Source organism: Streptosporangium sp. NPDC020145 (assembly GCF_040631275.1).
In the GTDB taxonomy this organism is placed as follows: Bacteria; Actinomycetota; Actinomycetes; order Streptosporangiales; family Streptosporangiaceae; genus Streptosporangium.
Window position 1 is genome coordinate 31,511 of record NZ_JBEXZT010000006.1, and the last position, 23,437, is coordinate 54,947.

The 23,437-nt window shown below is 69.6% G+C and carries 22 protein-coding genes; 12 read left to right on the forward strand and 10 right to left on the reverse strand.

The window, feature by feature from the left end:
- Positions 1-6 precede the first annotated feature (6 nt).
- The gene (locus tag ABZ463_RS13535; RefSeq protein ID WP_362775958.1) at positions 7-1,656 is read right to left on the reverse strand and encodes an ABC transporter substrate-binding protein; all 1,650 of its coding nucleotides are present in this window, start codon (positions 1,654-1,656) and stop codon (positions 7-9) included.
- Between the two features lie 326 nt (positions 1,657-1,982).
- Positions 1,983-3,014 carry a D-2-hydroxyacid dehydrogenase gene (locus ABZ463_RS13540; protein ID WP_352012049.1) on the reverse strand — a complete coding sequence of 344 codons (1,032 nt, stop codon included), beginning with the start codon at positions 3,012-3,014 and terminating at the stop codon, positions 1,983-1,985.
- Between the two features lie 255 nt (positions 3,015-3,269).
- Between ABZ463_RS13540 and ABZ463_RS13545 the strand changes: the two genes are divergently transcribed.
- Complete coding sequence (locus ABZ463_RS13545) at positions 3,270-3,770, forward strand: hypothetical protein (protein WP_352012048.1); 501 nt, start codon at positions 3,270-3,272, stop codon at positions 3,768-3,770.
- Between the two features lie 52 nt (positions 3,771-3,822).
- Positions 3,823-4,632 (forward strand): GntR family transcriptional regulator, encoded by an 810-nt coding sequence (locus ABZ463_RS13550; protein WP_362775961.1) that lies wholly within the window; start codon positions 3,823-3,825, stop codon positions 4,630-4,632.
- A gap of 150 nt (positions 4,633-4,782) precedes the next feature.
- On the opposite strand, the gene ABZ463_RS13555 is transcribed toward ABZ463_RS13550, so the two are convergent.
- The 4 genes from ABZ463_RS13555 to ABZ463_RS13570 all read right to left on the reverse strand — a co-directional run bounded on the left by ABZ463_RS13555 (position 4,783) and on the right by ABZ463_RS13570 (position 8,842).
- Positions 4,783-5,337 carry an isochorismatase family cysteine hydrolase gene (locus tag ABZ463_RS13555; RefSeq protein WP_352012046.1) on the reverse strand — a complete coding sequence of 185 codons (555 nt, stop codon included), beginning with the start codon at positions 5,335-5,337 and terminating at the stop codon, positions 4,783-4,785.
- A gap of 152 nt (positions 5,338-5,489) precedes the next feature.
- Positions 5,490-6,950: a serine hydrolase domain-containing protein gene (locus ABZ463_RS13560; protein ID WP_362775963.1), complete on the reverse strand. Its 1,461-nt coding sequence runs from the start codon at positions 6,948-6,950 to the stop codon at positions 5,490-5,492.
- 78 nt (positions 6,951-7,028) lie between these two features.
- Entirely contained in the window at positions 7,029-7,691 is a 663-nt protein-coding gene (locus tag ABZ463_RS13565; RefSeq protein ID WP_352012044.1) for a response regulator transcription factor, read from the reverse strand.
- Positions 7,688-8,842, reverse strand: coding sequence for a histidine kinase (locus ABZ463_RS13570; protein WP_362775966.1), 1,155 nt, complete (start codon positions 8,840-8,842; stop codon positions 7,688-7,690). The genes ABZ463_RS13565 and ABZ463_RS13570 overlap by 4 nt, the downstream gene beginning before the upstream one ends.
- Positions 8,843-9,163: 321 nt before the next feature.
- Between ABZ463_RS13570 and ABZ463_RS13575 the strand changes: the two genes are divergently transcribed.
- Together ABZ463_RS13575 and ABZ463_RS13580 are read left to right on the forward strand one after the other, a co-directional pair.
- A complete protein-coding gene (locus ABZ463_RS13575) occupies positions 9,164-9,724 on the forward strand; it encodes a hypothetical protein (protein WP_362775968.1) in 561 nt (186 codons plus the stop codon).
- Between the two features lie 168 nt (positions 9,725-9,892).
- Positions 9,893-10,366 (forward strand): low molecular weight protein-tyrosine-phosphatase, encoded by a 474-nt coding sequence (locus ABZ463_RS13580; protein WP_352012041.1) that lies wholly within the window; start codon positions 9,893-9,895, stop codon positions 10,364-10,366.
- Positions 10,367-10,598: 232 nt separating this feature from the next.
- Here ABZ463_RS13580 and ABZ463_RS13585 read toward each other — a convergent pair whose 3' ends face one another.
- On the reverse strand, positions 10,599-11,543 hold the full coding sequence (locus ABZ463_RS13585; RefSeq protein ID WP_362775971.1) for a helix-turn-helix domain-containing protein: 945 nt from the start codon (positions 11,541-11,543) through the stop codon (positions 10,599-10,601).
- Between the two features lie 478 nt (positions 11,544-12,021).
- Between ABZ463_RS13585 and ABZ463_RS13590 the strand changes: the two genes are divergently transcribed.
- The 8 genes from ABZ463_RS13590 to ABZ463_RS13625 all read left to right on the forward strand — a co-directional run bounded on the left by ABZ463_RS13590 (position 12,022) and on the right by ABZ463_RS13625 (position 21,207).
- Complete coding sequence (locus tag ABZ463_RS13590) at positions 12,022-12,213, forward strand: hypothetical protein (protein ID WP_352012039.1); 192 nt, start codon at positions 12,022-12,024, stop codon at positions 12,211-12,213.
- 482 nt (positions 12,214-12,695) lie between these two features.
- On the forward strand, positions 12,696-13,253 hold the full coding sequence (locus ABZ463_RS13595; protein ID WP_362775973.1) for a hypothetical protein: 558 nt from the start codon (positions 12,696-12,698) through the stop codon (positions 13,251-13,253).
- A 21-nt stretch (positions 13,254-13,274) separates the two neighbouring features.
- On the forward strand, positions 13,275-13,733 hold the full coding sequence (locus ABZ463_RS13600) for a S26 family signal peptidase (RefSeq protein ID WP_352012037.1): 459 nt from the start codon (positions 13,275-13,277) through the stop codon (positions 13,731-13,733).
- Entirely contained in the window at positions 13,730-15,577 is a 1,848-nt protein-coding gene (locus ABZ463_RS13605) for an ABC transporter ATP-binding protein (RefSeq protein ID WP_362775976.1), read from the forward strand. Before ABZ463_RS13600 ends, ABZ463_RS13605 begins: the two co-directional genes overlap by 4 nt.
- Positions 15,574-16,095 (forward strand): MauE/DoxX family redox-associated membrane protein, encoded by a 522-nt coding sequence (locus ABZ463_RS13610; RefSeq protein WP_352012035.1) that lies wholly within the window; start codon positions 15,574-15,576, stop codon positions 16,093-16,095. The genes ABZ463_RS13605 and ABZ463_RS13610 overlap by 4 nt, the downstream gene beginning before the upstream one ends.
- A 399-nt stretch (positions 16,096-16,494) precedes the next feature.
- Positions 16,495-18,948, forward strand: a complete 2,454-nt coding sequence (locus tag ABZ463_RS13615; RefSeq protein ID WP_362775978.1) for a N,N-dimethylformamidase beta subunit family domain-containing protein — start codon at positions 16,495-16,497, stop codon at positions 18,946-18,948.
- A 52-nt stretch (positions 18,949-19,000) separates the two neighbouring features.
- Positions 19,001-20,176, forward strand: coding sequence for an MFS transporter (locus ABZ463_RS13620; RefSeq protein WP_362775980.1), 1,176 nt, complete (start codon positions 19,001-19,003; stop codon positions 20,174-20,176).
- Positions 20,173-21,207, forward strand: a complete 1,035-nt coding sequence (locus ABZ463_RS13625) for a hypothetical protein (RefSeq protein WP_352012032.1) — start codon at positions 20,173-20,175, stop codon at positions 21,205-21,207. Before ABZ463_RS13620 ends, ABZ463_RS13625 begins: the two co-directional genes overlap by 4 nt.
- Positions 21,208-21,219: 12 nt before the next feature.
- Here ABZ463_RS13625 and ABZ463_RS13630 read toward each other — a convergent pair whose 3' ends face one another.
- The 3 genes from ABZ463_RS13630 to ABZ463_RS13640 form a co-directional block, all read right to left on the reverse strand.
- Positions 21,220-22,011 (reverse strand): HAD-IIA family hydrolase, encoded by a 792-nt coding sequence (locus ABZ463_RS13630; RefSeq protein WP_352012031.1) that lies wholly within the window; start codon positions 22,009-22,011, stop codon positions 21,220-21,222.
- Between the two features lie 67 nt (positions 22,012-22,078).
- Positions 22,079-22,513: a nuclear transport factor 2 family protein gene (locus ABZ463_RS13635; protein ID WP_352012030.1), complete on the reverse strand. Its 435-nt coding sequence runs from the start codon at positions 22,511-22,513 to the stop codon at positions 22,079-22,081.
- Positions 22,514-22,537: 24 nt separating this feature from the next.
- On the reverse strand, positions 22,538-23,437 hold the full coding sequence (locus tag ABZ463_RS13640; protein WP_362775983.1) for a TIGR03619 family F420-dependent LLM class oxidoreductase: 900 nt from the start codon (positions 23,435-23,437) through the stop codon (positions 22,538-22,540).

Here is a 23,437-nt window from a genome sequence, read left to right on the forward strand (position 1 = left end):
AGGGGGTCAGCCGAGCGGCTTGCCGTCGGTCTTCCAGTAGTTGGTCATGTCCCAGGCCCAGACGGGCTGCGGGAAGTAACCGCCCACGTTCTTGCCGAAGACCTCGGTCTTGGAGCCGTAGTAGAGGGGCACCAGCGAGTTGCCCGCCAGCAGCCTGGTGCTGGCCTGCGTGTAGAGCCGCTGGGCCTCCTGCTCCGAGTCGGTGGCCAGGGCCTTCGCGACCAGGTCGTCGGTCTCCTTGTCACAGGAGAAGGCGTAGTTCTGGCCGCCCTGGACGGCCGCGGCGCAGGCGGTGAGGGCCTGGAAGAAGTTGCTGCCCTCGGGGTAGTCGGCCACCCAGAAGCTGAGCGCCATCGGCGCCTTGCCCGGGGTGCCCGCCAGTTCGAAGAACGTGCTCTGCTGGAGCGGGCGGGGCTCGGCCTTCACGCCGATCTTGGCGAGGTCCTGCTGGAGCTGGGGCAGCAGGTTGGTCCACGGCGGGGTGTTCCAGGAGTAGAGCGTGGTGGAGAAGCCGTCGGGGTAGCCCGCCTCGGCGAGCAGCTGCTTGGCCTTGGCGATGTCCTGGTCGTGGACCAGCTTCTCGTCGGTGTGGCCGAGCACGCCGGGCGGCAGGAACTCGTTGGCCACCTGGCCCTGGCCGTTGACCAGCTTGAGCAGGAAGGCGCGGTCGACGGCGTAGGAGACGGCCTCACGGACCTTCGGGTCGTCGAACGGCTTCATCTTGACGTTCAGCGTCAGGAAGTAGGTGCTGGGCTTGGCGATGGTGACGGTGCGGTCCTTCAGCGCCGCGTTGGCCGTCACCGACAGGTACTGGGCGGGCGGGATCGGGTCGCCCATCAGGTCGATCTGGCCCTTCTCCAGCTGCAGCAGCGCCACGTCGGGGTTGACCCCGAGCAGCTCGACGACCTTGTCCACGTAGGGGCGGGGCTTGTCCCAGTACTTGGCGTTCTTCTCCAGCACGATCTGGCGGCCGGGGGAGAACTCCTTGAAGACGAACGGGCCGGAGCCGAGCGGTTTGGTGGCCGCCTCCGCGCCGGAGCCCTCGGGGATGACCGAGGCGTGCGGCATGGCCAGGATGTACTTGAAGGCGGAGTTCGGCTGGGTCAGCTCGATCCGCAGCTCGCTGTCGGAGACGGCCTGGATGCCCTTGGGGGTGCCCTCGGGCTTGTTTCCGTACTCCTCGGCGCCCGCGACGCCGGTCCAGAAGCCGCGCACCGGTGACTTGGTGGCGGGGTCGAGGATGCGGGCGAAGGAGTAGGCGAAGTCCTTGGCCGTGACGGGCGAGCCGTCGGAGAAGGTCATCCCCGGCCTGACCCTGATCGTGTAGGTCTTACCGTCGGGCGAGACCGCGGGCGGCGCCTCGGCGCCCTGCGGGACGAGTTCGCTGGTCGAGCCCTTGTAGTCGTAGAGGCGGTCGTACAGCATCCGCATGTTGTTCCAGCACGTCGCGTCGTAGCAGACGGCCGGGTCGAATGTCTTGGGGTCGGACTTGTAGGCGACGGTCATGGTCCCGCCGGCCCTGGGCGTGCCGTCGGCCGGGCCCGTGCCGGGGGTGTCCGCGTTTCGCTGGACCCCGCCGCAGGCCGCGGCGGCTCCGAGCGCGACCACGGTCGTCGCCGTGGCGAACATGATGCGGGAGCGGCGTGTTTTCGCCATCGGTTCCCTCCTCTGGAAGAGCAATGCGGAGTCCTCGATCCCCCGAGGACCTGGTGGAGGGACTGGCCCGCCGTCCTGCTCGCTGCCTCCGCTGTCGATCGTCGACAATCGACAATATGGAACGAGATTCGGGCTACCGTCAATAGCTGATTCAGCCCGTTATAAATCCGCGTTCAACATACCTTGCAGGGCTGTGAGCTGCCGAAACGCGGGCACGCCCGATCGCCCGCCCCACCGCGGCCCCCTTGGGGACACGCCGTACGGCGAGCCGCCCCACGGCGGCCCGCCGGAACTCCGGGACGGGCGTCAGGACATCCCTCGTGCGGTCAGTAACCCTTCTCCCGGTCGAAGACGTTGCGCAGCGGACGCCCGTCGAGCCAGCGCCTCAGGTTGTCGGTGAACAACTCGGTGATCGCCCGGTTCTCCGTGTCGACGGTCGAGGCGGAGTGCGGGGAGACGACGACGTTGTCCATGTCCCACAGCGGCGACCCGGGTGGCAGCGGCTCGGTCGAGAAGACGTCCAGGAAGGCGCCGCCGAGCCGGCGGGCGGCGAGCGCCTCCGTCAGCGCCCGCTCGTCGACCACCTGGCCGCGCGAGATGTTGACCAGCACGGCCCCCGGAGCCAGCGCGGCCAGTTGCCGTTCCCCGACGAGGCCCTCCGTCTCGTCGGTGAGCGGGCAGGCGAGCACCAGCGCCCCCGCCCCGGCGAGGGCGTCGTCGATCTCGGTGAACGGCCACAGCTCGGACAGCCCGGGGATGTCGTAGGTCCGCCCCGGTCTGCCGACGCCGACGACCTCGACCCCGAGGGCCGAGAACACCTTGACGACCTGGCGCCCGATGCCGCCGAGACCGACCACGGCCAGCCGCAGGCCCGTCAGCCCCCGGGTGGTGTAGCGCTCCCAGTTCCTCCGCGCCTGCCGTCGTGCCAGGTCGGGCACACCCTTGACGAAGTGCAGCACCCCGGTGAGCGCGAACTCCGCCAGGGGAACGGCGTGGACGCCCGCGGCGGTGGTGAGCACGAGGTCGCTGTCCGCCAGCCCGGTCCTGCGGGCGAACTGCCCGATGCCCGCGCTGGTGGCCTGCACCCAGCGCAGTTCGGGGCAGTTGACCGGCATGGCCGCCGGGTCGAGCCAGTCGAAGTCGAAGCTGACGTGCGCTCCGGCCCGCAGGTCCCGCCAGCGGCCGAGGTCGGCCTCAGACAGCTCGGGCCTGATCCCGGTGTGGTCGGCGGAATAACGCGGACGGGGCAGCAGATCCGGCTCGTAGAGGACCTCGACACGTGGATCGACGGCCCTGACGGCCTCCACATGCTCGGGTTCCAACGGTGACGCCACCAGCACGCGGAGCTTGTCTGCCACCACGCCTCCTCGATTGTCGATCGTCGACAATCGAGGCTAGGACGGCCTCTTTCCCTCCCGCAAGGCTCCGCGATCGTGAGTACCCCACAGTTCCCACACCTGCCGGTGAAGGAATCCTTAACGACGAGGCCCCTCGGCGGGGTTCGCGGTAAGGCCCTCCCTACCCCCGGCTCGGGTGCGCGCGGGCATGAACGGCCACGTCCTCGCGGTGGAGACTCTTCACGTATCGATCACCCCCGACTTCGAGGAGGCCTCATGTCCACCCAGCTCCTGGCCGGCTCTCCCTCCGTGCCCGCCTCCGTCAGGTCAGCCGCGTCGCTCTGGTTCATCGCCGTGGGCACGGGCGCGTTCGAGTCCGCCCTGGCCGTGGCCGATCTGCTCGCCAGGGGAACGGCCTCCGCGACCGGCTTGGCGGGCGGTCTCGGTCTCCGGCTCGCGGTCTTCGCCGGAGCGATCCTCCTGGCGGTGCGCCTGCGTCAGGGCCGGGGCTGGGCACGTGTCGCCCTGGCGCTGACCCTGGGGATCTTCGGCACGTTGTCGCTGGTCGTCGAGCCGGTCCGGTGGCTGATGGCCGGGAACTCGATCCTCGGGTTCTTCGCCGACGCCGACCTCATGACCCTCGCCTTCGTCCTCAGCCGGGTGGTGCACCTGACGGCGGTGCTGGCCGCAATGGCCCTCATGTTCAGTCCCGCGGCCAACGTCTACTTCCGCGACGTCCGTTCCGGTCTCTCCCCGACCCCCGGCGAGACGGCCTGAGGCCTCGTCCGCGCTCTGATGTATCAACGTTTCACGTTGATATCCTTGGCCGGTGTCCGACATCCATGACGTGGTCGCCGGAACGCCGCACGTCCCCGCGCTGTTGCTGGTCGGCGGGGACGAGAGCGGCCTCGACCGCACGAGCCAGGCCTACCGGGCGATCAGGCGCCAGATCATCGACCTGACACTGCCGCCCGGCAGCGGCTTCACCGAGACGTCACTCGCCCAGCAGTGGGGCATCAGCAAGACGCCCGTGCGCGAGGCGCTCGCCCGGCTGAGGCGCGACGGGCTCGTGACCGCGCTTCCGCGCGCGGGCTACGTCGTCAGCCCGATCACGCTCCAGGACACCGACGATCTCTGCGCCCTGCGGTCACTGCTGTCCGGTGAGGCCGCGGGCGCCGCGGCGCGCCTGGGAGTCACGGCACCGGCACTCGAACGGCTCGAAGCGCTGTCCAGGGTGCCCTTCGCGCTCGCGGCGGGCGAGACGGGGCAGGAGGAGTCCCTCCGGGCCGGGATCGAGTTCGAGGGCGTCATCGCCAACTTCAGCGGGAACAGCCGTCTGGGCAAGGCGATCGTCGACGTGCTCGACGAGCTGGAGCGTGTCCTGCGGATGGCCGCGTTGATCGACCCCGGCATCGCGAGCCCGCCCGGAGAGCTTGGGACCGTCTTCGAACGGCTGCGCGAGCGGGACGCGGACGGTGCCCAGGACGCGATGCGCGCACGGTGCGAACGCGTGCGCCACGACGTGCTTCGGGTCCTCGCGAAGAGCGCCTCCGTGAGCAGGGCGCACATCGAGCTGCCCGCACCGTCGTCTCCCCGGCCCGGTGCCACGGCCGGGAAGCCTCCCGGCGCCTCCGGATGACGGATCGGCTTGTCCTGCTCGCTCCGGCCCGAAGGCCGGGGCCCCACGGACGGGCCCGGCCGTCTCCGATCCGGCCGAGCGCTCCCGGTTCCCGGTCCCGGCGTGGGACCCGCTCCGCCGCGACCACGAGGCCACGACGCGACCCGGCCGTCACACCCGCCCTTCGTGCCACCCGGCGCAGGACACGACCTCGAACCCCCGGCTGGGGAAGACGGCGTCCATGAAGAAGTCGTGCATCGCCTGGTCGCCGTCGGCGCAGCCGTCGCGCAGCACGGTCACCCGGTAACCGCGGTCCGCGGCGTCGTAGCACGTCGCGGCCACCATCGCGCTGGTCGCGACCCCGGCGACGGCGAGCGCGTCGACGCCGCGGGCGCGCAGCACGAGGTCGAGGTCCGTACCGGCGAACGCGCTGGCACGGCGCTTCAGCACGACGACGTCCTCGCCGGCGACCGGCAGGTCGATCTCGGTCCCGGCCGAGCTCTCGTGGAAGGCGTCCCCGGCGTCGTAGAACGTCCGGTACAGCGCGTTGCCCGGCGGCAGGTCGGCCCCGTTGTCACGGAAGGCGAAGTGCACGAACACGACGAGCGCACCGGCCGCGCGGGCGCGCGGGAGCAGCTCGGTGAGCGGCGGCAGAACCTGCCCGGCGAACGGATAACCGCCCGTGATGCCCCGTTGGACGTCGCCGATGATCAGTGCGGTGGTCATGAAAAGCTCCCGTCCGGCCGCTCCGTCCTGCGCCCCCGCCGGTCGAGGACCGCGACCGGGGCACCGGGGTCTCCTTCGCGTGACGCGCGGCTGAGATCACAGTAGGTGCGAGTTAAGATATCAGCAACCTTCCACAGCCGATCCGGCGAGCCTCACGACGAGGCGCCGCCGGGGACCGGGGCGGAGACCGCCTGGCCCGCGCGGCGCAAGCACCAGAGGCGACGGCCGAGCGCGACCGCCCCGAGCACGGAGCAGGTGAGGCAGAAGATCGCCAGCAGCGGCATCAGCCAGGCGGTGACGATCCAGTAATGGAAGCTGAACTCCCCCCAGATCGGTGTCGGCAGCACCACGCCCAGCACCGTCACCAGGGCAAGGGGAACCAGCCGCGGAACCAGCCTCGGCCGGCGCGCCGCACGACGCCGCGCGGCCCAGCGGCGCGCTCGGACGGCCACGGTGACCAGCAGCGCGGCCATCCCCGCCGTGAGCCCGAGCAGGATCGCGTTCACCATGGTGAGCGGGTTGCTCATCGGCGTTTCCGGGGACCCGATCCGTTCGGCGACGAGGTTGCCCGAGAGCAGGCTGGGATCTCCGCCGCCGTTGGTGAGGACGAGGGCGGCCACCCCTCTCCTGGGAGAGAAGACCATGTCCCCGGTCCACGTCGCCAGCGTCCCGCCGTGGCCGATCAACAACGGCGACGCGTCCGCCGTGACGGGGCGAACCTGCCAGCCGAGGGCGTAGCCACCGGCGTTCGGCTGGGCGGTGTGCAACTCGGCCAGGGAAGCGGCGCTCAGCAGGCCCGTACCGAGGGTGCCCTGGTTGAACCGCAGCCACCGCACCATGTCGTCCAGGGTCGAGATCACTCCGCCGTTGCCGACGCAGAACCCCGGCATCTCCGGTGCCGCGACCGCGACCCCGAGAACGACCTCGTACCCGGACGTCAGGCCCCCGGCCTGATCCGAACATCCCAGCGTCGAGCCGGTGTCGGTCATGCCCAGCGGTGTGAACAGCTCGGTACGCAGGAAGGCGTCGAAGGACTTCCCCGACACCACCTCGACGATCCGCGCCGCGATCGAGTAGTTGGTGTTGTGGTACTCCGCGTGGGTGCCCGGAGCGGCGGCCAGGGTCTTGTCGGCCAGCCCGGCCACGACTTCCCGTGCGCCGCGCGGGGGCGGGAACACGTACTCGTTGTTCGTGCTGATCGACAATCCCGAGGTGTGACTGAGGATCTGGCGCACGGTGATCCCGGTGAAGCGTGGATCGGCCATCTTGAAGTCGGGCAGGACCTTGACGACCGGGTCGTCCAGGGAGACGCGTCCACGGTCGGCCAGCAGCATGATCGCCGTGGCCGTCATCGACTTGCTCATCGACGCGACCCGGAACCGGGTTCGCGCCGTCACCGCGTTGCCGTCCCCGTCCCGGCCGCGAACGGTCGTCTCGACCGAGGACCCGTCGATCACGGCCGCCGCGACCCCCGGCGTGCCGAAGACGGAGCGATACTCGTCGACCAGTCGTCCGCCGGCGGCAGTGACGGTGGCGGTGGCGGTGGCCGGTGCCGTCCAGCCGAGCAGTACGGCGACGAGCGCGAGGAGGGAAATCACACGTAGGAAACGCACGACGTCGAACCTAGGCCGGGCGCCACCGGCCGACATCACCCCGAGGGGTGAGAGGGCACCGCCCGGCGGGGTGGAATCTCAGACAGGCAGATCGTTGCGGCCCACCAGCCCGTTCTCGTAGGCGTGGATCACCACGTGCACACGGTCGCGCAGGTTCAGTTTCTGCAGGACGGCCCGGACGTGCGACTTCACCGTGTTCTCGCTCAGCACCAGTTCCGCGCGGATCTCGCTGTTGGACCTGCCGCGGGCGAGCAGATCGAAGATCTCGACCTCGCGTGGGGTGAGGCCGTTCAGGGCCGCCGTCCTGCGCACCGGCACCTGCCGTACGAAATCGAGGACCGTCGCCGCCACCCCGGGGGCCAGTGCCGACGTCCCGGAGGCGACGTCGCACACGGCCTGGGCCAGGGCGGCGGGCCGGACGTCCTTGGTCAGGTAACCGCTCGCGCCGGCCCGGATGGCGGCCACGACCAGTTCGTCGTCGTCGAACGTCGTCAGCATGAGCACCCGGGTCGCCGGGGAGATCCTGACGATCTCCGCCGTGGCGGCGACCCCGTCCACGCGCGGCATGCGGATGTCCATCAGCACCACGTCGAGCCGGTGCCGCCGGACGACCTCGATCGCGTCGCCGCCGTTCGCGACGTCGTGGGTGACCTCGATGCGTTCGTCGGCCGACAGCACCGTACGGAGCGAGGCCCGCAGCAGTTCCTGATCGTCGACGAGCATGACGTGGATCGCGGTCATGCCCCCTCCTTCGTGGGGAGCCGCGCCCGCAGCACCCATCCGTCGTCCCCGTCGTCGATCGACAGGGTGCCACCCGCGGTACTCACGCGTTCCCCGATCCCCATCAGGCCGGTCCCCTGGCCGCTGCCGCCGCGAGGCGCCCTGCCGCCGTCGTCGCGCACCTCGACCACCACCTCGGCCGGGGTCCAGCGCAGGTGAACGGTCACCTCGACCGGTGGTTCGAGGTGACGCAGCGCGTTGGTGACGCCCTCCTGCACGGTCCGGACCACCGCGACCTCCGCGCTCAGGCTCAGCGGCCGTCGCTCCCCCACCTCGGCGAACGTCACCGTGTGGAGCGGGCTGGCCGCCGAGGCCACGAGGTCGGGGAGGACGTCGAGCGAGATCGGGACCTTTCCCGGCCGGGAGTCGGCGCGCGGTGCCACGGTGGCCAGCATCGCGCGCAGGCCTTGGTGGGCGTCCCGGCCGGTCTCGGCGATGTCACCGAGTTCGCGTCGGGTCGCCGGGTCCGCCGTCGTCACCGCCGCGGCCTCGATCCGCGCGACCATGACGGTGACCGTGTGGGCGATCACGTCATGCAGGTCGCGGCGGATACCGGCCCGTTCCTCCGCGACCGCCGCGGCCAGTCGTTCGCTCTCCGCCCTTCGGCGGGCCTCGTGCCTGCGGCGCACCAGCAGGGCCGCGAGCCACACGCCACCGACCACGGACATCAGCAGCCCACCCTCGACCAGGTGGGTCCACGCGGAGACGCCGGAGGGCAGCCGGGCCCATGTCACCAGCTCGTTGAGGACGATCCCGAGCAGGGCGACGGCCAGCGCGGCCACCGAGGACCTGACCGGGACCAGGCCGGTCAGCCGCCACAACGCGAGGGGGAAGCACACAGCCGAGGGCAGCATGACCGGTGACCAGCCCAGCAGGGGCGTCAGCACCAGGACGAGCATCGCCAGCGCGCCGATCGCGTATCCCTCCCACGGCCGTCGGCGGGCCGTCACCGCTCCCACATGGAGCAGGACGGCGGCACCCGCCACGGCGAGGGTCTGCCACAGGCCCGCGCCGAGGTACCACAGGGCGCCCGCCAGGATGACCGTCGTCAGGAGGAACAGGACCACGTGCGCCACCACCGGCCATGCGCTCCGGCGCTGGGAGGCTGTCACGGTCGTCGCCTTCCGGTGGGCTCGTGGTGGGGAGCCGTGCCCGGCTCGACGTGCCACAGGATAGCCAGCGGCGGGCGGGCCCGATTCCGGTGCCCCGTCACGAACCCGTCGCCGAGGCCCGCCCATGAGCCCCTCGTCGGACGCCAGGTGGCGCTCATCCACGCCTGATCGGCTCCGCCCGCGCCCCGCGGCAAGGACCGCCTTACCCGATGTCACGGAAAGTATTCTTGTATTCACTTTCCGTGATGGCCATGGTGAGAGGGAACATCCGGGCGCGTCAAAGACCACGACGCGCCCGATCAGCCCCCTGGAGGAGTTCCCATGTCCCAGCCCCGTCGCGTCCGCGGCGCCGCCCTGCTGGCCGCCCTGGTCGCCGCCACCGGTCTCACCTCTCTCACCTCTCTCACCTCACCCGCCCACGCCGCCGGGAGCGTCACCTGCGACACCGCGGGCACGATGTACTTCAAGCCCGGGGTGCAGATCGTCCCCCTCAGGCAGGACATCGAGATCCGCGGAGCCAACGGCTCCTGCCGCGACTCCACCGGCCTCGGCATCGACGAGGCCAGGCTCACCGCGAACTTCAGCGGTGTCTGGCTCACCTGCGAACTCGGCGGCGGCGGCACCGGCCACGGCACCGGCACCCTGGACTGGATTCAGGACGACGGCACGCGGACCCGCAGCAATCTCGACCTGAACTTCGAAAGCAACATCGCCAGCGAGGTGACCCTGTCCGGCCAGGTCGTCGGCGGCCCCCTCGACGGGGAGAGGTTCTCCGCCCACCTCAGCGCCGACCTGCTCCGGGGCACCCTCAAGTGCACCGTCGGCGGCCCCTTCGGCGGCGCCAAGAGCGTCGGCTACCACGGCGAGTTCACCGTCGGCTGACCCCGTCCCACCTCTTGCGAGGTGATCCCCGAACCGCGAGGCGGTGCCGGGCCACCCGGCCCGGCACCGCCTCGGCGTCTCACACGGCCCACCCGGCACCCGATGTGGCCCCGCCGTTCCCGCGGGGGCTCCCGCTCCGGGGGAACGGCGGGGCGGCATGCTGGGGACATGAGTTATCGCGTGTGTCTGGTGTGCCTGGGAAACATCTGCCGCTCCCCCATGGCCGAGGTCGTCCTGAGGGACACCCTGGCCGACCACGGGCTCGGCGATCTGGTGACGGTCGACAGCGCGGGCACGGGAGGCTGGCACCAGGGCGACCCGATGGACCAGCGGGCCTCGGAGGTGCTGGCCGAGCACGGCTACGACGGTTCCGCGCACCGGGCGAGGCAGTTCCTGGCGGGCTGGTTCGGCGAGGTGGACCTGGTGCTGGCGATGGACCGGGACAACCTGCGGGTGCTGCGCCGCCTGGCCCCGGCGGGGGCCGACGTACGGCTGCTGCGTTCCTTCGATCCGGCGGCGCCGCGGGACGCCGAGGTGCCCGACCCCTACTACGGGGGCCGCACGGGCTTCACCGAGGTGCTGGAGATGGTGCGGGCCGCCTCGGAGGGCCTGGCCAAGCACCTGGCGGCCACGCTGCGCTGACCCACGAACCTCCGCGCTTCTTCTCGATCCCCGCTGGCCGCTCCTGTAGCCCGGGTTCCGGAATCCGGGCCGTCCTCGTGGAATCGGCCCGACGGGATCAGTCCGTGAGCACGTCGCGGCGTCCTCCGCGCGGGCACGCCACTGTGCGCCGCGCACTGTCCGGGTGCTCCCTGGACGACACCCTGCGAAGACTTCGGATCCCGGATGTGCCCGCCGTTCCGTTGCCGTCCGTTCAGGCCTCGGCGGAGTTGGAGTCGGTGAGCCAGTCGACCGGCTCCGCGGGGAGAGAGATGTGCCGATAGTGCCGAGGTGGCGCACCGTAGGTAGCGCGGAAGGCCCGGCTGAAGTGGGCGGGATCGGTGAAGCCCCAGCGGCGGGCGATGGTGTGCACGGGATGCGTGCGGAACCGGGGGTCCGACAGATCACTGCGACAGCGTTCCAGGCGGAGCCTCCGGATCCAGGCCGCCGGCGCCATGCCCTCTGCGTCGAAGATGTCATACAGATAGCGCAGTGAGATCTGGTGCGCGACGGCGACGCCCATGGGACACAAATCCGGGTCGCCGAGGTTCTGCCGGATGAACTCACGTATCCGCAGACCAAGTATCTTTTTGCGCGTCTCCGGCGTTTCGTCCACGAGGCTGTCCAGACGGGAGGACAGAACGGCGGCGAGCAGGTCAACGGTGACCGAGGCCAGGGGCGACGCGTCTGCCGCGCCGAACTGCTCGGCGCGCTGGTCCAGGCCGACAAGCCACTGGGCGAACAGCGCACCCATGCCCCGGCTCGCCGAGAAGGGTACCGCTATCAGACGTCCGGCCGCGTCCTGCGGCAGGGGCAGCAGCGTGCGCGGGATCTGCACCACCAGCGCGGACGTGGTCTCCGGTGCGCAGCTCCGCCACGCCGCGTACGGGTGGGAGGTGTCCACCAGAACGAACTGCCCCTGGCCGAGCCGCGCCCTCCGCCCCACGTGATCGACGACGGCCTCGCCGTTGAGGACGAGGTGGACCTGGTAGGGCTTCGGACCGCCCTGCCGTACCATCCTCTCCGACCTGCGTACCCACACGGACGGATGAGTGAGCGCGCATACTTGTATGCCCTCCAGTTCCAGGACGCGCGCCCGGCCGCGAAAACATTCTTCTTCGTCGCTGAACATCTGGGAGGGGCACAAGGTGGCCGCCATCTGTTCCGTCCACCAGGCGAATCTTTCCCCCGCAGGAAGACCGTCGGTACTGAATTCCGTCATCAACATCTATCACCGCAGATTCCAATTTCCAATGCCGGCGGTTCAGGCACATCCACCCCGTTCCCGTCCGCCCGCAATCGTCGAACACGGTGATGGTAACCGAGGAAACAGCAGAGAGAAAGACGCTCTGCACTGGATGTTCAATGCACGGACGACCGCCGGAACCGACCGGTGCAAGGAATGAACAACCGATCGGCAACCTGGTGTGGGCGGCAGGAGCCGCCGGCGCTCGTCTTCCTGCGCAAACCCAAAGCCAATCCCGTCACCATTGGTTCCACCATCCCCACACTGAGTGAGTGCCAGAATTGACAAGTCGGCCCGCACGCACAGTCAACGACACTCACGTTCGCATGTGATGTCATGTTTCGAAATCGAGTCAGAGACTGATTCGAAAACAGCATAAAGAGGTGAGCGCATGAAGATCATCAACAAGTTCGGCGACGCGCTATTGGAGCGCCTTGCGCCGCGCACAGAAGCGGCCGCCGCGTGCATAACCTGCTCCCAGACCCAGAACCTGTACCGGCGGGCCTGGTACTACTGCACGGGCCCCGACACCAGTACATGCGGATACGTCCCGGCCCCCGGCAGTTCCTGCGGCGACTGCTGAGAGCGTAGTCAAGACGTCCTCACCCTGAGTGCCGGGAAGGCGGTTGCAGGCCGCAGAACAGGCCCGATCACCGATCCGGACCTGCCGCCCGCCTTTCGCCCCGTGTGGGAGAAGGCGCCCGTCACGCGGGTTCTCCGATCGAAGGAGGGCTCCATGGTGAGAACACCCCCCTTGATCGCTGGGCACACACGCCCTGTGCGCGACGCGTGGTAAGCCGATGACGGCCGGCATTTCGAGAATCTCGTCATTCCTGACGGTCGTCATCGGCCACATCACCCGGTTCCGTCCAGGGCGGCAGGCTCGACGCTCCGCGCCGAGAGGGCTCGGTGATCGCCGGACCTGCTCACTCCAACCACTCTCGATCCTCCGGTGATCGATGGTGTACCGGCCCGTCCTCTCTGCGCGGAACCGGCCGGAGCGCGGGGTGGCTCGGCCATCGCGCTTCGACTGTCCGGCGCAGCGGTTACCGAAAGGCCCGTCCAATGCTCCTCGAAGTGAGTGTTGTCCTCATCGGAGGACTTTCCCTTCTTAATCTTCTTCTCACTCTCGCAGTCATCAGAAGAATCCGAAGGCCTTCCGCCTCCATGGGTTCGGAGATGTCGCCGATCTCATCTCTTGTCCTTGACAAGGGCATGTCGCCGGCACCGTTCAAGGCGACTCTGGAGAGTGGCAACGTATTCTCTTCCGACTCATGGGCGACATGGACCGTCGTGGCGTTCTTCTCTGACACCTGCTCTGCCTGCCGGGAAAAAATACCCTCCTTCACCGGCCAGGTGCAGGAGATAAGAGAACACGCCGCACGGAACGAGCGAGAGGCCCCGGCCGTCATCAACGTCGTGGTAGGCGATTATGCCTCCTGCGCGGACATGGTCGTGGCACTGGAGAAAACGGGAGAAGTGGTTGTCGAGCCGACGGACGGATCGCTCGTCAAGGCTTTTCAGGTCAAGGCTTTCCCGGTGATGTGCCTGCTCGACGAAGCCGGCTTCGTCACCGCCGTAGGAATGGACCTTGAATCCCTGTTGAGCCCGATTCAGGTATAGGGCACGTAGATGATCACTTTAGTGCTCGCGTTCACGAGCGTATGCGTCTTGGGGCTCTGCGTGGCCACATGGACGGTCCGGCGAAAACTGCGCGTTGTCACCGTCCGAGGTTGCAGCATGGAGCCAAGTCTATTGAACGGTGAGAAGATTCTCGTCAAGCGTTGCACGGCCTCCGGTATACGGAGAGGCGATGTGGTCTTCCTGGAGATGGGTGAGCCACTGGGCTGGACCCCGGGACGGCCGATACTGCCGTCGTCCGGATTCCGCTCGCACATCGTCAAACGGGTCGCCGCGTTGCCCGGCGAACGGGTCGGCGCCGACCTCGGCGTCACACGGTCCATTCCCCGGGACTCCGTCGTGCCGGCCGGAAAGCTCGTGCTCCTCGGCGACAATCCGAACACAAGTGAGGACTCACGCAAATACGGCTACATCTCGGCCGCCTGGGTCACCGGAAAGATGATCAGAAAGCTGGGCTCGTGACGGCCGGCATGAGGTGGTCGTCCGCGCGGCGCTCGCTGAGGACGCTGGGTCTGGCGATCGCCCTCGCCTGGCGCACGGCCGCCGGCCGGCTGACCGTGCTCGCGCTCGTCTCTCTTCTGTCCTCGATCGTCCCCGTCGCGACCGCGTGGCTCACCAAACTGGTGATCGATCAGATCGCGGCGGGAGAGTTCGACATCGTGTGGCTGACCACCGCCCTGGCCTCCCTGGGAATGGTCCCGATCGTCCTGCGAGGGTGGGGCAGATATCTCCAGAACGACCTGGACAGACAGACCAGACTTCTGGCCAAAGAACGCGTCTACGACGCGGTGAACCGGCTTCCGGGTATCTCCCGTTTCGAGGATCCCGTCTTTCTCGACAAACTCAGGATGGCCGGTCATTCAGGCGGAAGTGCTCCCGGACACATCGTACGGAGCGGTCTGGACATCTTCGGTGGCACCCTTCTCGTCGGTGGATTCCTCGGGTCGCTGATCGCACTGAGCCCGGTCATGGCACTCGTGATAGCCCTGGGAGCCGTCACGACGCTGGCCGGCGAAATAGCGCTGTCGAGACGACGTGCGTCGACGACCCTGAAGATCAGCCCGATGCAGCGGCGTGAGCTGTTCTACAGCACCCTGCTCGCGGGTGTCGAGGCGGCGAAAGAGATCAGGCTGTTCGGCATCGGAGGTTTCCTAAAGGACAGAATGCTCGCGGAGGTGCGCCGGGCCGACGCCGAACAGCGCGCGACCGATCGGCGGGAGCTGTTCCTCCAGTCCAGCCTGGGCACGGTCTCGGCCGTTGCCGTGGGAGCCGGTTTGATCTGGTCGATCATCGGGGCCGGAAACGGCCATATGAGCGCCGGCGACATAGCGATGTTCATCGCCTCGGTCGCGGGTGTTCAGGGCTCCCTGGGGGGACTGACGACCCAGGTCGCCTTCATCCATCAGCAGACCCTGTACTTCCAGCAGCTCAGCGACATCGAGGAGAACGATCCCGACCTCCCGGTGCCGGTCCGCACCGGGACGCTGGCCCCCCTCCGCCACGGCATAGTCTTCCACGACGTCTGGTTCCGTTACAGCCTTGACCATCCGTGGACCCTTCGTGGCGTCACCTTCGAGATCCCCGCAGGCAAGACCGTGGGGCTGGCCGGAAGGAACGGGTCAGGAAAGAGCACCTTGGTCAAACTCCTCTGCCGTTTCTACGAAGTAGAGCGTGGCGGTATTTACTGGGATGGGATCGATATCCGGGACATCGACCCGGTCCAGCTCCGGCAGCGTATGGGAGCGGTCTTCCAAGACTTCATGAGCTACGACCTCCCCGCGTTCGAAAACATCGGGATAGGGCATATGCCCTACATGGGCGATCGCCCCCGGCTTGAGGCGGCTGCTCAGCGGGCCAAGATCCACGAAGATCTACTGGCTCTCCCACGCGGTTATGAGACACCGCTCACGCGCCTTTTCATTGACGGGGAAAATCTTGAGAAGAACGGCGCCGACCAGGAGAGGGGTGTGTTTCTGTCGGGCGGGCAGTGGCAGCGCATCGCGCTTGCGCGAGGAGCGCTTCAGGTGGAGAAGGATCTCCTGATCCTTGACGAGCCGAGCTCCGGCCTGGATGCGCAGGCCGAATACGAGATCCACAAACAGCTCAGCGAATACCGTCGGGGACGTGCCGGCCTGCTTATCTCCCACCGGTTGAGCGCACTCCGCGATGCCGACTCCCTGGTCGTGCTTGAGGAGGGAAGAATAGTCGAAGAGGGGCCGCATCCCGACCTGATGCTGGCAGGAGGGATCTATGCCGGGCTCTTCAGGACTCAGGCCGCCGGATATCTTGACGGTGGTGCGCGATGATGTACGTGTCGCTGACGTGTGCGGTGTCACTGGCCGCGGTGTTCGGTCACGCCGGGCTGGGAAAAGCCCGTGACCGGAAAGGTTTTGAGAAATCGATCAGAGACCTGGACTGGTTCCCGCCCGGAGTAGTGCCGACGGTGGCGCGGTCGGTGGCGGCCATGGAGTTGCTGGTGGTCCTTGCGTTCGCCGCCTCACCGGTGGCGGGGCCGAAGGCAGCCGTTGTCGGCTTTTCCGGCGCCCTGACCCTGCTGATCGGTTTCACCGGCGTCATCGTCCTGGCACTCAAACGCGGTGTGCGGGCGAGATGCAACTGCTTCGGAACAGCAGGGGCGGAGTATTCCTTACGTCATGTGGTCCGTAATTCACTTCTGGCCGGTATGGCCGTCACAGGAGTGTTAACGGCCGGTACGGACCACCGGGCGCATATCAGCGGCATGACCCTCGCCATTCTCACAGGGTTGATCATCGCGGGACTGACCGTCGCGATGGACGACCTGCTGGGCCTGTTCCGTATGTAGATCACGCCCGGGCGGGAAACACCTATCTCTGATCTGTGAGGACACCTCGTTCCGCGGGCCGGATCACGCCTCAAACCACTGTCGAGACCTTTAGGGCACAGGCCGAATCTGCCAACCGGCGGGAAGGCCGAAGCGCTCGACGGCGTCGCGGAACCACGTACGGCGAGCTGTCCACTATCGGCCAGGAGGCCGATACGCACCCTATGGCTTGTTCTTAGCTGTTTGTTTTAACTTGAGGCGGAGCCTTTGGCGAGAGGAGACAGCGCACGTTCTCCACGAGGCGACGAGAGCACGCATCGTTCGATCGCGTCGGCACAGCGGTCGCCCCGGCGCCTCGCCGGTGAGACGGCATGTCGTCCCGTGTGACCAGGGTTCCAGGGCCGGCAGAGAGGTGATCGAGTGATCGCGCGCAGACGACTGAGGACGGCACTGCTGGTCACGGCTCTGGCCGTCGCGATCGGCGGCTCCGGCCCCCTGGCCACGGGAGTGGGGACGGCGGCGGCCTGGCCCCAGACCCCGAAGGTCGACCCTCTCCCGCTTCCCGTCGATCCGGGCACGCCCCAGGAGGCGCTGGACGCCCTGGGGATCAGCGGCTATCCGGACCGGCTGAGCGTCCAGCCGGGTGAGTCCGTGAAGTTCATGGTGAGCACGAAGAGCCCCACCTTCAGGGCGACGATGGTCCGGGTGGTGCACGGCGACGCGGACCCGCGCGGACCCGGCCTCAAGGAGCAGGTCATCGAGTCCGCCGTCAACAAGGAGTACCCCGGCCGTCACCAGACTCTCCCCGTCGGCTCGTACGTGAGCGTCCCGGACGCCCCCGCCCTGCGGCTCGGCGGAAGCTTCACCATCACGGCGTGGATCGCGCCGACCACCGTCCCCGGCTCCGAGCTCAACCCCGTCGCCTACCGGCGGACCCCCGTCGGCACCGGGGCCGCGCAGGGGATCGTGACCAAGTGGTCGGAGAGGGAACAGGCCGGATACGGCATGTTCGTGGACCGGGACGGCGGGCTCGGCCTGCGGCTGGCCGACCGGTCCGGGCAGGCCCACACGGTGAGCACCGGCGTGCGGCTCAAGCCGTGGGCCCCGGCGCTGCGCGGGGTCGAGCCCGGCGGCGCCGTACGGCCGCAGCACGTGAACTCCTCCGGCTGGTACTTCGCCGCGGTCTCCTACGACGCCGGGACCGGGAAGGTGAGGCTGTACCAGTACCCGCTGACCGGCCACCCCAACGACTCCCAGGCCGTCGTCACCCGCACGATCGAGGCCCGCGGGCTGAGAGACGCCACCGCCCCGCTGCTGGTGGCCGCCTACCAGGGAGCCCAGGACCGGCCCACCGGGTTCTACAACGGCAAGGTCGACGCCCCCCGGGTGTACGGCCGGGCGCTGGAGGAGCGGGAGGTCCAGGCCCTGCGCGACGGCGGCCCGGCCGGGCGGACGGCGCTCGCCCTCGACTTCTCCCAGCGGATGGACACCGACCAGGTCGTGGACGTCTCCCCCAACCGGCTGCGCGGCCGTACGGTCAACCTGCCGGTCCGCGCCGTCACCGGGCACAACTGGCAGGCCGACGAGCAGAACTTCAGGCGGGCGCCCGGGCAGTACGGGGCACTGTACTTCCACGACGACGACCTGGGCGACGCCGCCTGGGAGAGCGCCTTCACCTGGCGGGTACCCGCCGACGCCCGCAGCGGCGTGTACGCGGCCAAGCTGGAGGCCGACGGACGCGTCTACCACGCGACCTTCGTGGTGCGCCCCAAGCGGGGCAAGGCCACCTCCAAGGTCGCCCTGCTGGTGCCGACCTTCAGTTACCTGGCCTACGGGATGACGGGCGGCCTGACGAGCGGGATGAGCCAGTACTCCCGGCACAGCGACGGCAGCGGCGTGGTATACTCCTCCGCGCTGCGGCCCATCACCAACCTGCGCCCGCTCTCCACCGGCCCGAAGGGTGAGGGCAGGCCGTGGCAGTTCGAGGCCGACACCCACATCATCGACTGGCTGGAGTCCACCGGCCGCACCGTGGACTACGTCACCGACCACGACCTGCACCGGGAGGGCAGGAAACTGCTGGACGACTACCAGGTCGTCGTCACCGGCAGCCACCCCGAGTACACCTCCGAACCCATGCTCGACGCCCTGGAGGGCTGGCTGAACGACGGCGGCAGGCTGATGTACCTGGGCGGCAACGGCTTCTACTGGGTCACCCCGCTCGACCGCACCGGCACCTACACCGAACTGCGCAGGCACGACGGCACCGAGGCCTGGCAGAGCGCCCCCGGCGAGTACTACCACAACACCACCGGCGAGTTCGGCGGCCTGTGGCGCTTCCGCGGCAGACCCCCGCAGCAGCTGGTCGGCGTCGGCTTCACCGCCCAGGGCTTCGGCTCACGGCTGGGAACCGGCCTGTACAGCCGCCCCCTCGACCGCTCCCCCGAGAGCCACGACCCCAGGGCCGCCTGGGTCTTCGACGGCGTCAAGGCCACCGGCCCCATCGGCGACTTCGACTCCCTGCAGAGCAGGGGCGGCCCCATGGGCGAGGAGCTCGACCGCGCCGACTACGCCCTCGGCACCCCGGACAACACCGTCGTCCTGGGCTCGGGCACCGGCTTCGGCGACGAGTACATGTTCGTCAAGGAGGAGAACAACACGGCCAACCTCATGGAGGGCGGCACCGTCAACTGGCTGGTCCGCGGCGACGTGGCCCTCACCTTCTACCCCAAGGGGGGCGCGGTCTTCTCCGCCAGTTCGATCTCCTGGGCGGGCAGCCTGTTCTACAACCACTACGACAACGACATCTCCACCATCACCGGCAACGTCCTGAACGCCTTCTCCACCGACGGACCGCTCCCGGGCACCGGCTGAGGTGTACGTATCGGTACGCGACATCCCGCGCGGCACGGGGCCGAGAGCCCCCGTGCCCCGGGTCGTCGTGGTCCTCGGCCTGGTGAGCCTGATCACCGACGTCTCCTCCGAGATGGTGACGGCCGTCCTGCCGCTGTTCGCGACGCTCGCCCTGGGGCTCACCCCTCTGGCGTACGGCATGCTGGACGGTCTCTACCAGGGCGCGACCGTCCTGGTCCGGCTGCTCGGCGGCTTCTTCGCCGACCGGCTGCGCCGTCCCAAGCTCGTGGCGGGCGCGGGGTACGCCCTCGGGGCCGCCGCCAAGCTGATGCTGCTGCCCGTGGCCGGCGCGGGGGCGCTGTCGGCCGCGGTCGCGGTCGACCGCGCGGGCAAGGGGCTGCGGACCGCGCCGCGTGACCTGCTCATCGCCACCGCGGCTCCCCCCGGCCGGCTCGGCAGGTCCTTCGGCGTGCACCGGGCCCTTGACGCGACCGGCGCGCTGCTCGGCCCCGTCGCCGCCTTCGGGCTGCTCGCGCTCGCGCCGGGCGACTTCGACATGGTCTTCGTCGTCTCGTTCTGCGCCGCGGTCCTCGGCGTGCTGCTGTTCCTGCAGCGTGTACCGGAGCACACCCCGTCCCCGGCCGGGCCGCTCTCGCCCCGCGACGTCGCGGCGCTGCTGCGGATCGGCGGGTTCCTGCGGCTTCTCTGCGCCGCCGCCGTACTGTCGGCGGCGACGATCGGCGACGGCTTCCTCTACCTCGTCCTGCTGCACGGCGAGTCGGTCACGACCCGCTGGTTCCCGCTGCTGTTCGTCGGCACGAGCCTGGTCTACCTCGCCCTGGCCGTGCCGTTCGGCAGGCTCTCCGACCGCCACGGCAGGAACCGCGTCTTCGCCGCCGGGTACGGCCTGCTGCTGTGCGCCTACCTCGCCGCGATCCTGGCCGGAGGCGTCGCCGGGGCCGTGCTGTGCCTGGCGTTCCTCGGCGCCTACTACGCGGCGACCGACGGCGTGCTGCCCGCCGCGGCCGCCCCCATGCTGCCCGCCGGGCTGACGGCGACCGGGATCTCCGTCGTCCAGACGGCGGTCGCGGGCGGGCGGGCCCTGGGCGCGGTGGCCTTCGGCGCGATCTGGACGGTCGCCGAGGGCGAGACCGCCGTGTGGATCTTCGCCGCCGCCCTCACCGCCGCCCTGCTCACCGCCGTACCGATGATCACACGAGCCCGCGACCGCCGTACGGAGGCCCGATGACCCAGCCCAGCGCGCGCGGGACCGGGAACGACAGGCTCATCAAGACGGCCGCGGTCCTCGTCGCCGCCGTTGCCGTGGGCTACGTCGTCCTTTCGGTGCTGCGCGCGGGGGCGACCGGCGCCGCGGGCGACGGCCGGGCCGAACTGCCCGAGGGCCGGCAGGTCGTGTTCCGGTCGTTGCGCCCGGGACCCGGGTTCGGCCACCTCGCCGTGCTCCCGGCCGCCGACGTGCGGCGCGAGCGCGTCGTCCTGCCGCCCCGCTGCGAGCGCACGGCCGCCTCCCCCGCGGGCGGCCTCTGCCTGCGCCAGACGCGCAACCCGATCCAGCCGTTCGCCGTCACCCTGCTGGACGAGCGGCTCCGGCCCGAAGGGGAGGCCCCGGTCACCGGGATCCCGAGCCGCGCCCGGATCTCCGAGGACGGCCGCTACTACGCGACGACGACCTTCGTGACGGGGCACTCCTACCTCTCCGACGGTTTCTCGACCGAGACCCTCATCGGCCGGGTCGGCGGCGACCCGGTCGGCAACGTCGAACGGTTCACGTTCCTGCTGAACGGGCGGCCGAACGACAACGCCGACCGCAACGTGTGGGGTGTGACGTTCGTCCCCGGCGGGGAGCGCTTCTTCGCCACCGTGGCCACCCAGGACCGCAGGTACCTCGTCGAGGGCGACATCGGGCGGCGCACCCTGACCGCCCTGCGGGAGAACGCCGAGTGCCCGTCCCTGTCGCCGGACGGCGGGCGCCTGGTCTACAAGAAACGGACCGGGCTCAACACCGACGTCTGGCGCTTCCACTCCCTCGACCTCGCGACCGGCGCCGAGACCCCGCTCGCGGAGACCCGCAGCGTGGACGACCAGGCGGCGTGGCTCGACGACGACCATGTGATGTACGCGGTGCCGAAGGGGGGCGCGGGCGGCCGCGACGCCGACGTCTGGGTGGTGTCCCTGAGCGGCGGCGCGCCGCGCCTGTTCATCCCGGACGCCGACTCGCCGACCGCCCGCGCCCCCGCCTCCGAGTTGCCGCTGCGCTGACCCCGGGCGGCGTCAGACGTCGGCGTCGATCAGATCGATCAGGTCGGCGACCGAGTCGGCCACCCGGGACGGGCGGAAGGGGTACCGCTCGATCTCGTCCTTGGACGTGACACCGCTGAGCACCAGGATCGTGTGCAGCCCGGCCTCCATGCCGGAGACGATGTCGGTGTCCATCCGGTCGCCGATCATGGCGGTGGTCTCGCTGTGCCCCTCGATGGCCCGCAGCGCGCTGCGCATCATCATCGGGTTCGGCTTGCCGACGAAGTACGGCTGCACGCCGGTCGCCTTGGTGATCATCGCCGCGACCGCGCCGCACGCGGGCAGCGACCCCTCACTCGACGGGCCGACCGGGTCGGGGTTGGTCGCGATGAAGCGGGCGCCGCCCTCGATGAGCCGGATGGCCCGGGTGATCTGGGTGAAGCTGTAGGTGCGGGTCTCGCCGAGCACCACGTAGTCGGGGTCGATGTCGGTCAGCACGTAACCGGCCTCGTGCAGGGCGGTCGTCAGCCCCGCCTCACCGATCACGTAGGCCGAGCCGCCGGGCCGCTGACCGTCCAGGAACCGCGCCGTGGCCAGCGCGGAGGTCCAGATCGACTCCGGCGGGATCTCCAGGCCGACGGCGCGCAGCCGTACGGACAGGTCCCGGGGGGTGTAGATGGAGTTGTTCGTGAGCACGAGGAAACGCCTGCCCGACTGGTGCAGGCGGCGGACGAACTCGTCCGCGCCGGGAACGGGGTGTCCTTCGTGGACGAGGACCCCGTCCATGTCCGACAGCCAGCACTCGATCGGCTTGCTTTCTTTCACCGTTCCCCCGCGTTACGGCCCGACAGATACGACATCACGCAACTAAGAATGACAGGTCCGGCATGCTTCACACGCCGCCGTCCCCCGTCACACGCCAGGCCTGTTCCTCGACCAGTTCCCCGCTGCGCCAGCCGTACGGCGTGCGGACCAGGCGGTGGTGGTGCCAGCCGCCGTGCCGGACGAGGCCGGCGTCCAGGACGCCTCCGGGAGGGACGAGCGTGCCGGTGTAGGGGACGGTCACCTCGGCCTCGTCCCCCTCGAACCTGACGACCGGCAGGCCGATCAGGTGGTGCCGCACCGGCCAGCGCGACAGCGTCTCGGCCAGCCACCGCCTGACCTCCTCGCGGGTGCCCCGGACGCCGCCCGCCGAGGTGTGGTCGAGCACCGCGCCCGCGGTGAACACGAGGTCGAGGCGTGCCCAGTCTCCGGCGTCCAGGACGTGGGCGTATCTGGCGAGCAGGTCGGCGATCTCCAGCCGGTCCGCGATCTCCCGTTCCCTCATGCCCCCATCCAACCCAACACCAGGTCAGGGTGCGAGGGCCTCCAGCGCGGCCTCCGCCCTGCGCATCGACTCACGGGGGTCGGCGTCGGGCGAACCGATCTCCGGATCGAAGTTGAGGTCGTGGAAGACCTCGGTGACGCCCTTGGCCTCAAGGGCGGCCACGTCCCGTCTGATCTCCTCGAACGATCCGGTCAGCGGGGCGCGCTCGGCCTCTCCCCCCGGCCTGACCCGGGTGACGCCCCGGGTGACGAAGCGCAGCGCCTCGGCGTCCCTGCCCGCCGCACGCGCCGCCTCCTTTACAATGTAGATTTTTTTGTCGACGCGGCCCAGGTCCTCACGGCTCGAACCGATCCAGCCGTCCGCGAGCCGGCCCGCCCGCCGCAGCGCCACCTCGGCGCTCCCGCCGAGCAGGATGGGCGGCGGCGTGGGCGGCTTGGGGTCCTGGTGCGCGGGCGGCAACTCGTAGAACTCGCCCCGGTGTTCGACCGTCTCCTCCGACCACAGCCGCCGCAGCAGGCCGATGTACTCCTCGGCGCGCCGCCCCCGCCGTTCGAGGGGCACCCCGGAGGCGGCGAACTCCTCCGGCATCCAGCCGAGCCCGAGCCCGGCGTCAAGCCGCCCGCCGGAGACCGCCTGCAGGCTGGCCAGTTGCTTGGCCAGCAGCGGCGGCGAGGCGAAGGGCATGTTGAGCACCGCGACGCCGAGCCGTATCCGCTCGGTGACCCCCGCCAGGTAGGCCAGCGTCACCACCGGGTCGTGCACGCTGCGGTAGACCAGGTCCGTCCCGTGGCCCCGCGGGTACAGCAGCCGCTGGAAGGTCCACAGCTCGTGGTAGCCGAGCTCCTCGGCCCTGCGGGCGATCCGCACCATGTTGGCCGGTGAGGCCCAGGCCCCGGACAGCGGCGCCGCGAATCCGATCCTCAT

Excerpts from the sequence above, each read along its gene's own strand:
- ABZ463_RS13635 (WP_352012030.1), bottom strand. The coding sequence starts at position 22,513 with ATGAGGGAACGGGAGATCGCGGACCGGCTGGAGATCGCCGACCTGCTC.
- ABZ463_RS13575 (WP_362775968.1), top strand. The coding sequence starts at position 9,164 with ATGTCCCAGCCCCGTCGCGTCCGCGGCGCCGCCCTGCTGGCCGCCCTG.
- ABZ463_RS13585 (WP_362775971.1), bottom strand. The coding sequence starts at position 11,543 with ATGGCGGCCACCTTGTGCCCCTCCCAGATGTTCAGCGACGAAGAAGAA.
- ABZ463_RS13545 (WP_352012048.1), top strand. The coding sequence starts at position 3,270 with ATGTCCACCCAGCTCCTGGCCGGCTCTCCCTCCGTGCCCGCCTCCGTC.
- ABZ463_RS13580 (WP_352012041.1), top strand. The coding sequence starts at position 9,893 with ATGAGTTATCGCGTGTGTCTGGTGTGCCTGGGAAACATCTGCCGCTCC.
- ABZ463_RS13555 (WP_352012046.1), bottom strand. The coding sequence starts at position 5,337 with ATGACCACCGCACTGATCATCGGCGACGTCCAACGGGGCATCACGGGC.
- ABZ463_RS13625 (WP_352012032.1), top strand. The coding sequence starts at position 20,173 with ATGACCCAGCCCAGCGCGCGCGGGACCGGGAACGACAGGCTCATCAAG.
- ABZ463_RS13595 (WP_362775973.1), top strand. The coding sequence starts at position 12,696 with ATGCTCCTCGAAGTGAGTGTTGTCCTCATCGGAGGACTTTCCCTTCTT.
- ABZ463_RS13610 (WP_352012035.1), top strand. The coding sequence starts at position 15,574 with ATGATGTACGTGTCGCTGACGTGTGCGGTGTCACTGGCCGCGGTGTTC.
- ABZ463_RS13640 (WP_362775983.1), bottom strand. The coding sequence starts at position 23,437 with ATGAGGATCGGATTCGCGGCGCCGCTGTCCGGGGCCTGGGCCTCACCG.
- ABZ463_RS13590 (WP_352012039.1), top strand. The coding sequence starts at position 12,022 with ATGAAGATCATCAACAAGTTCGGCGACGCGCTATTGGAGCGCCTTGCG.
- ABZ463_RS13535 (WP_362775958.1), bottom strand. The coding sequence starts at position 1,656 with ATGGCGAAAACACGCCGCTCCCGCATCATGTTCGCCACGGCGACGACC.
- ABZ463_RS13565 (WP_352012044.1), bottom strand. The coding sequence starts at position 7,691 with ATGACCGCGATCCACGTCATGCTCGTCGACGATCAGGAACTGCTGCGG.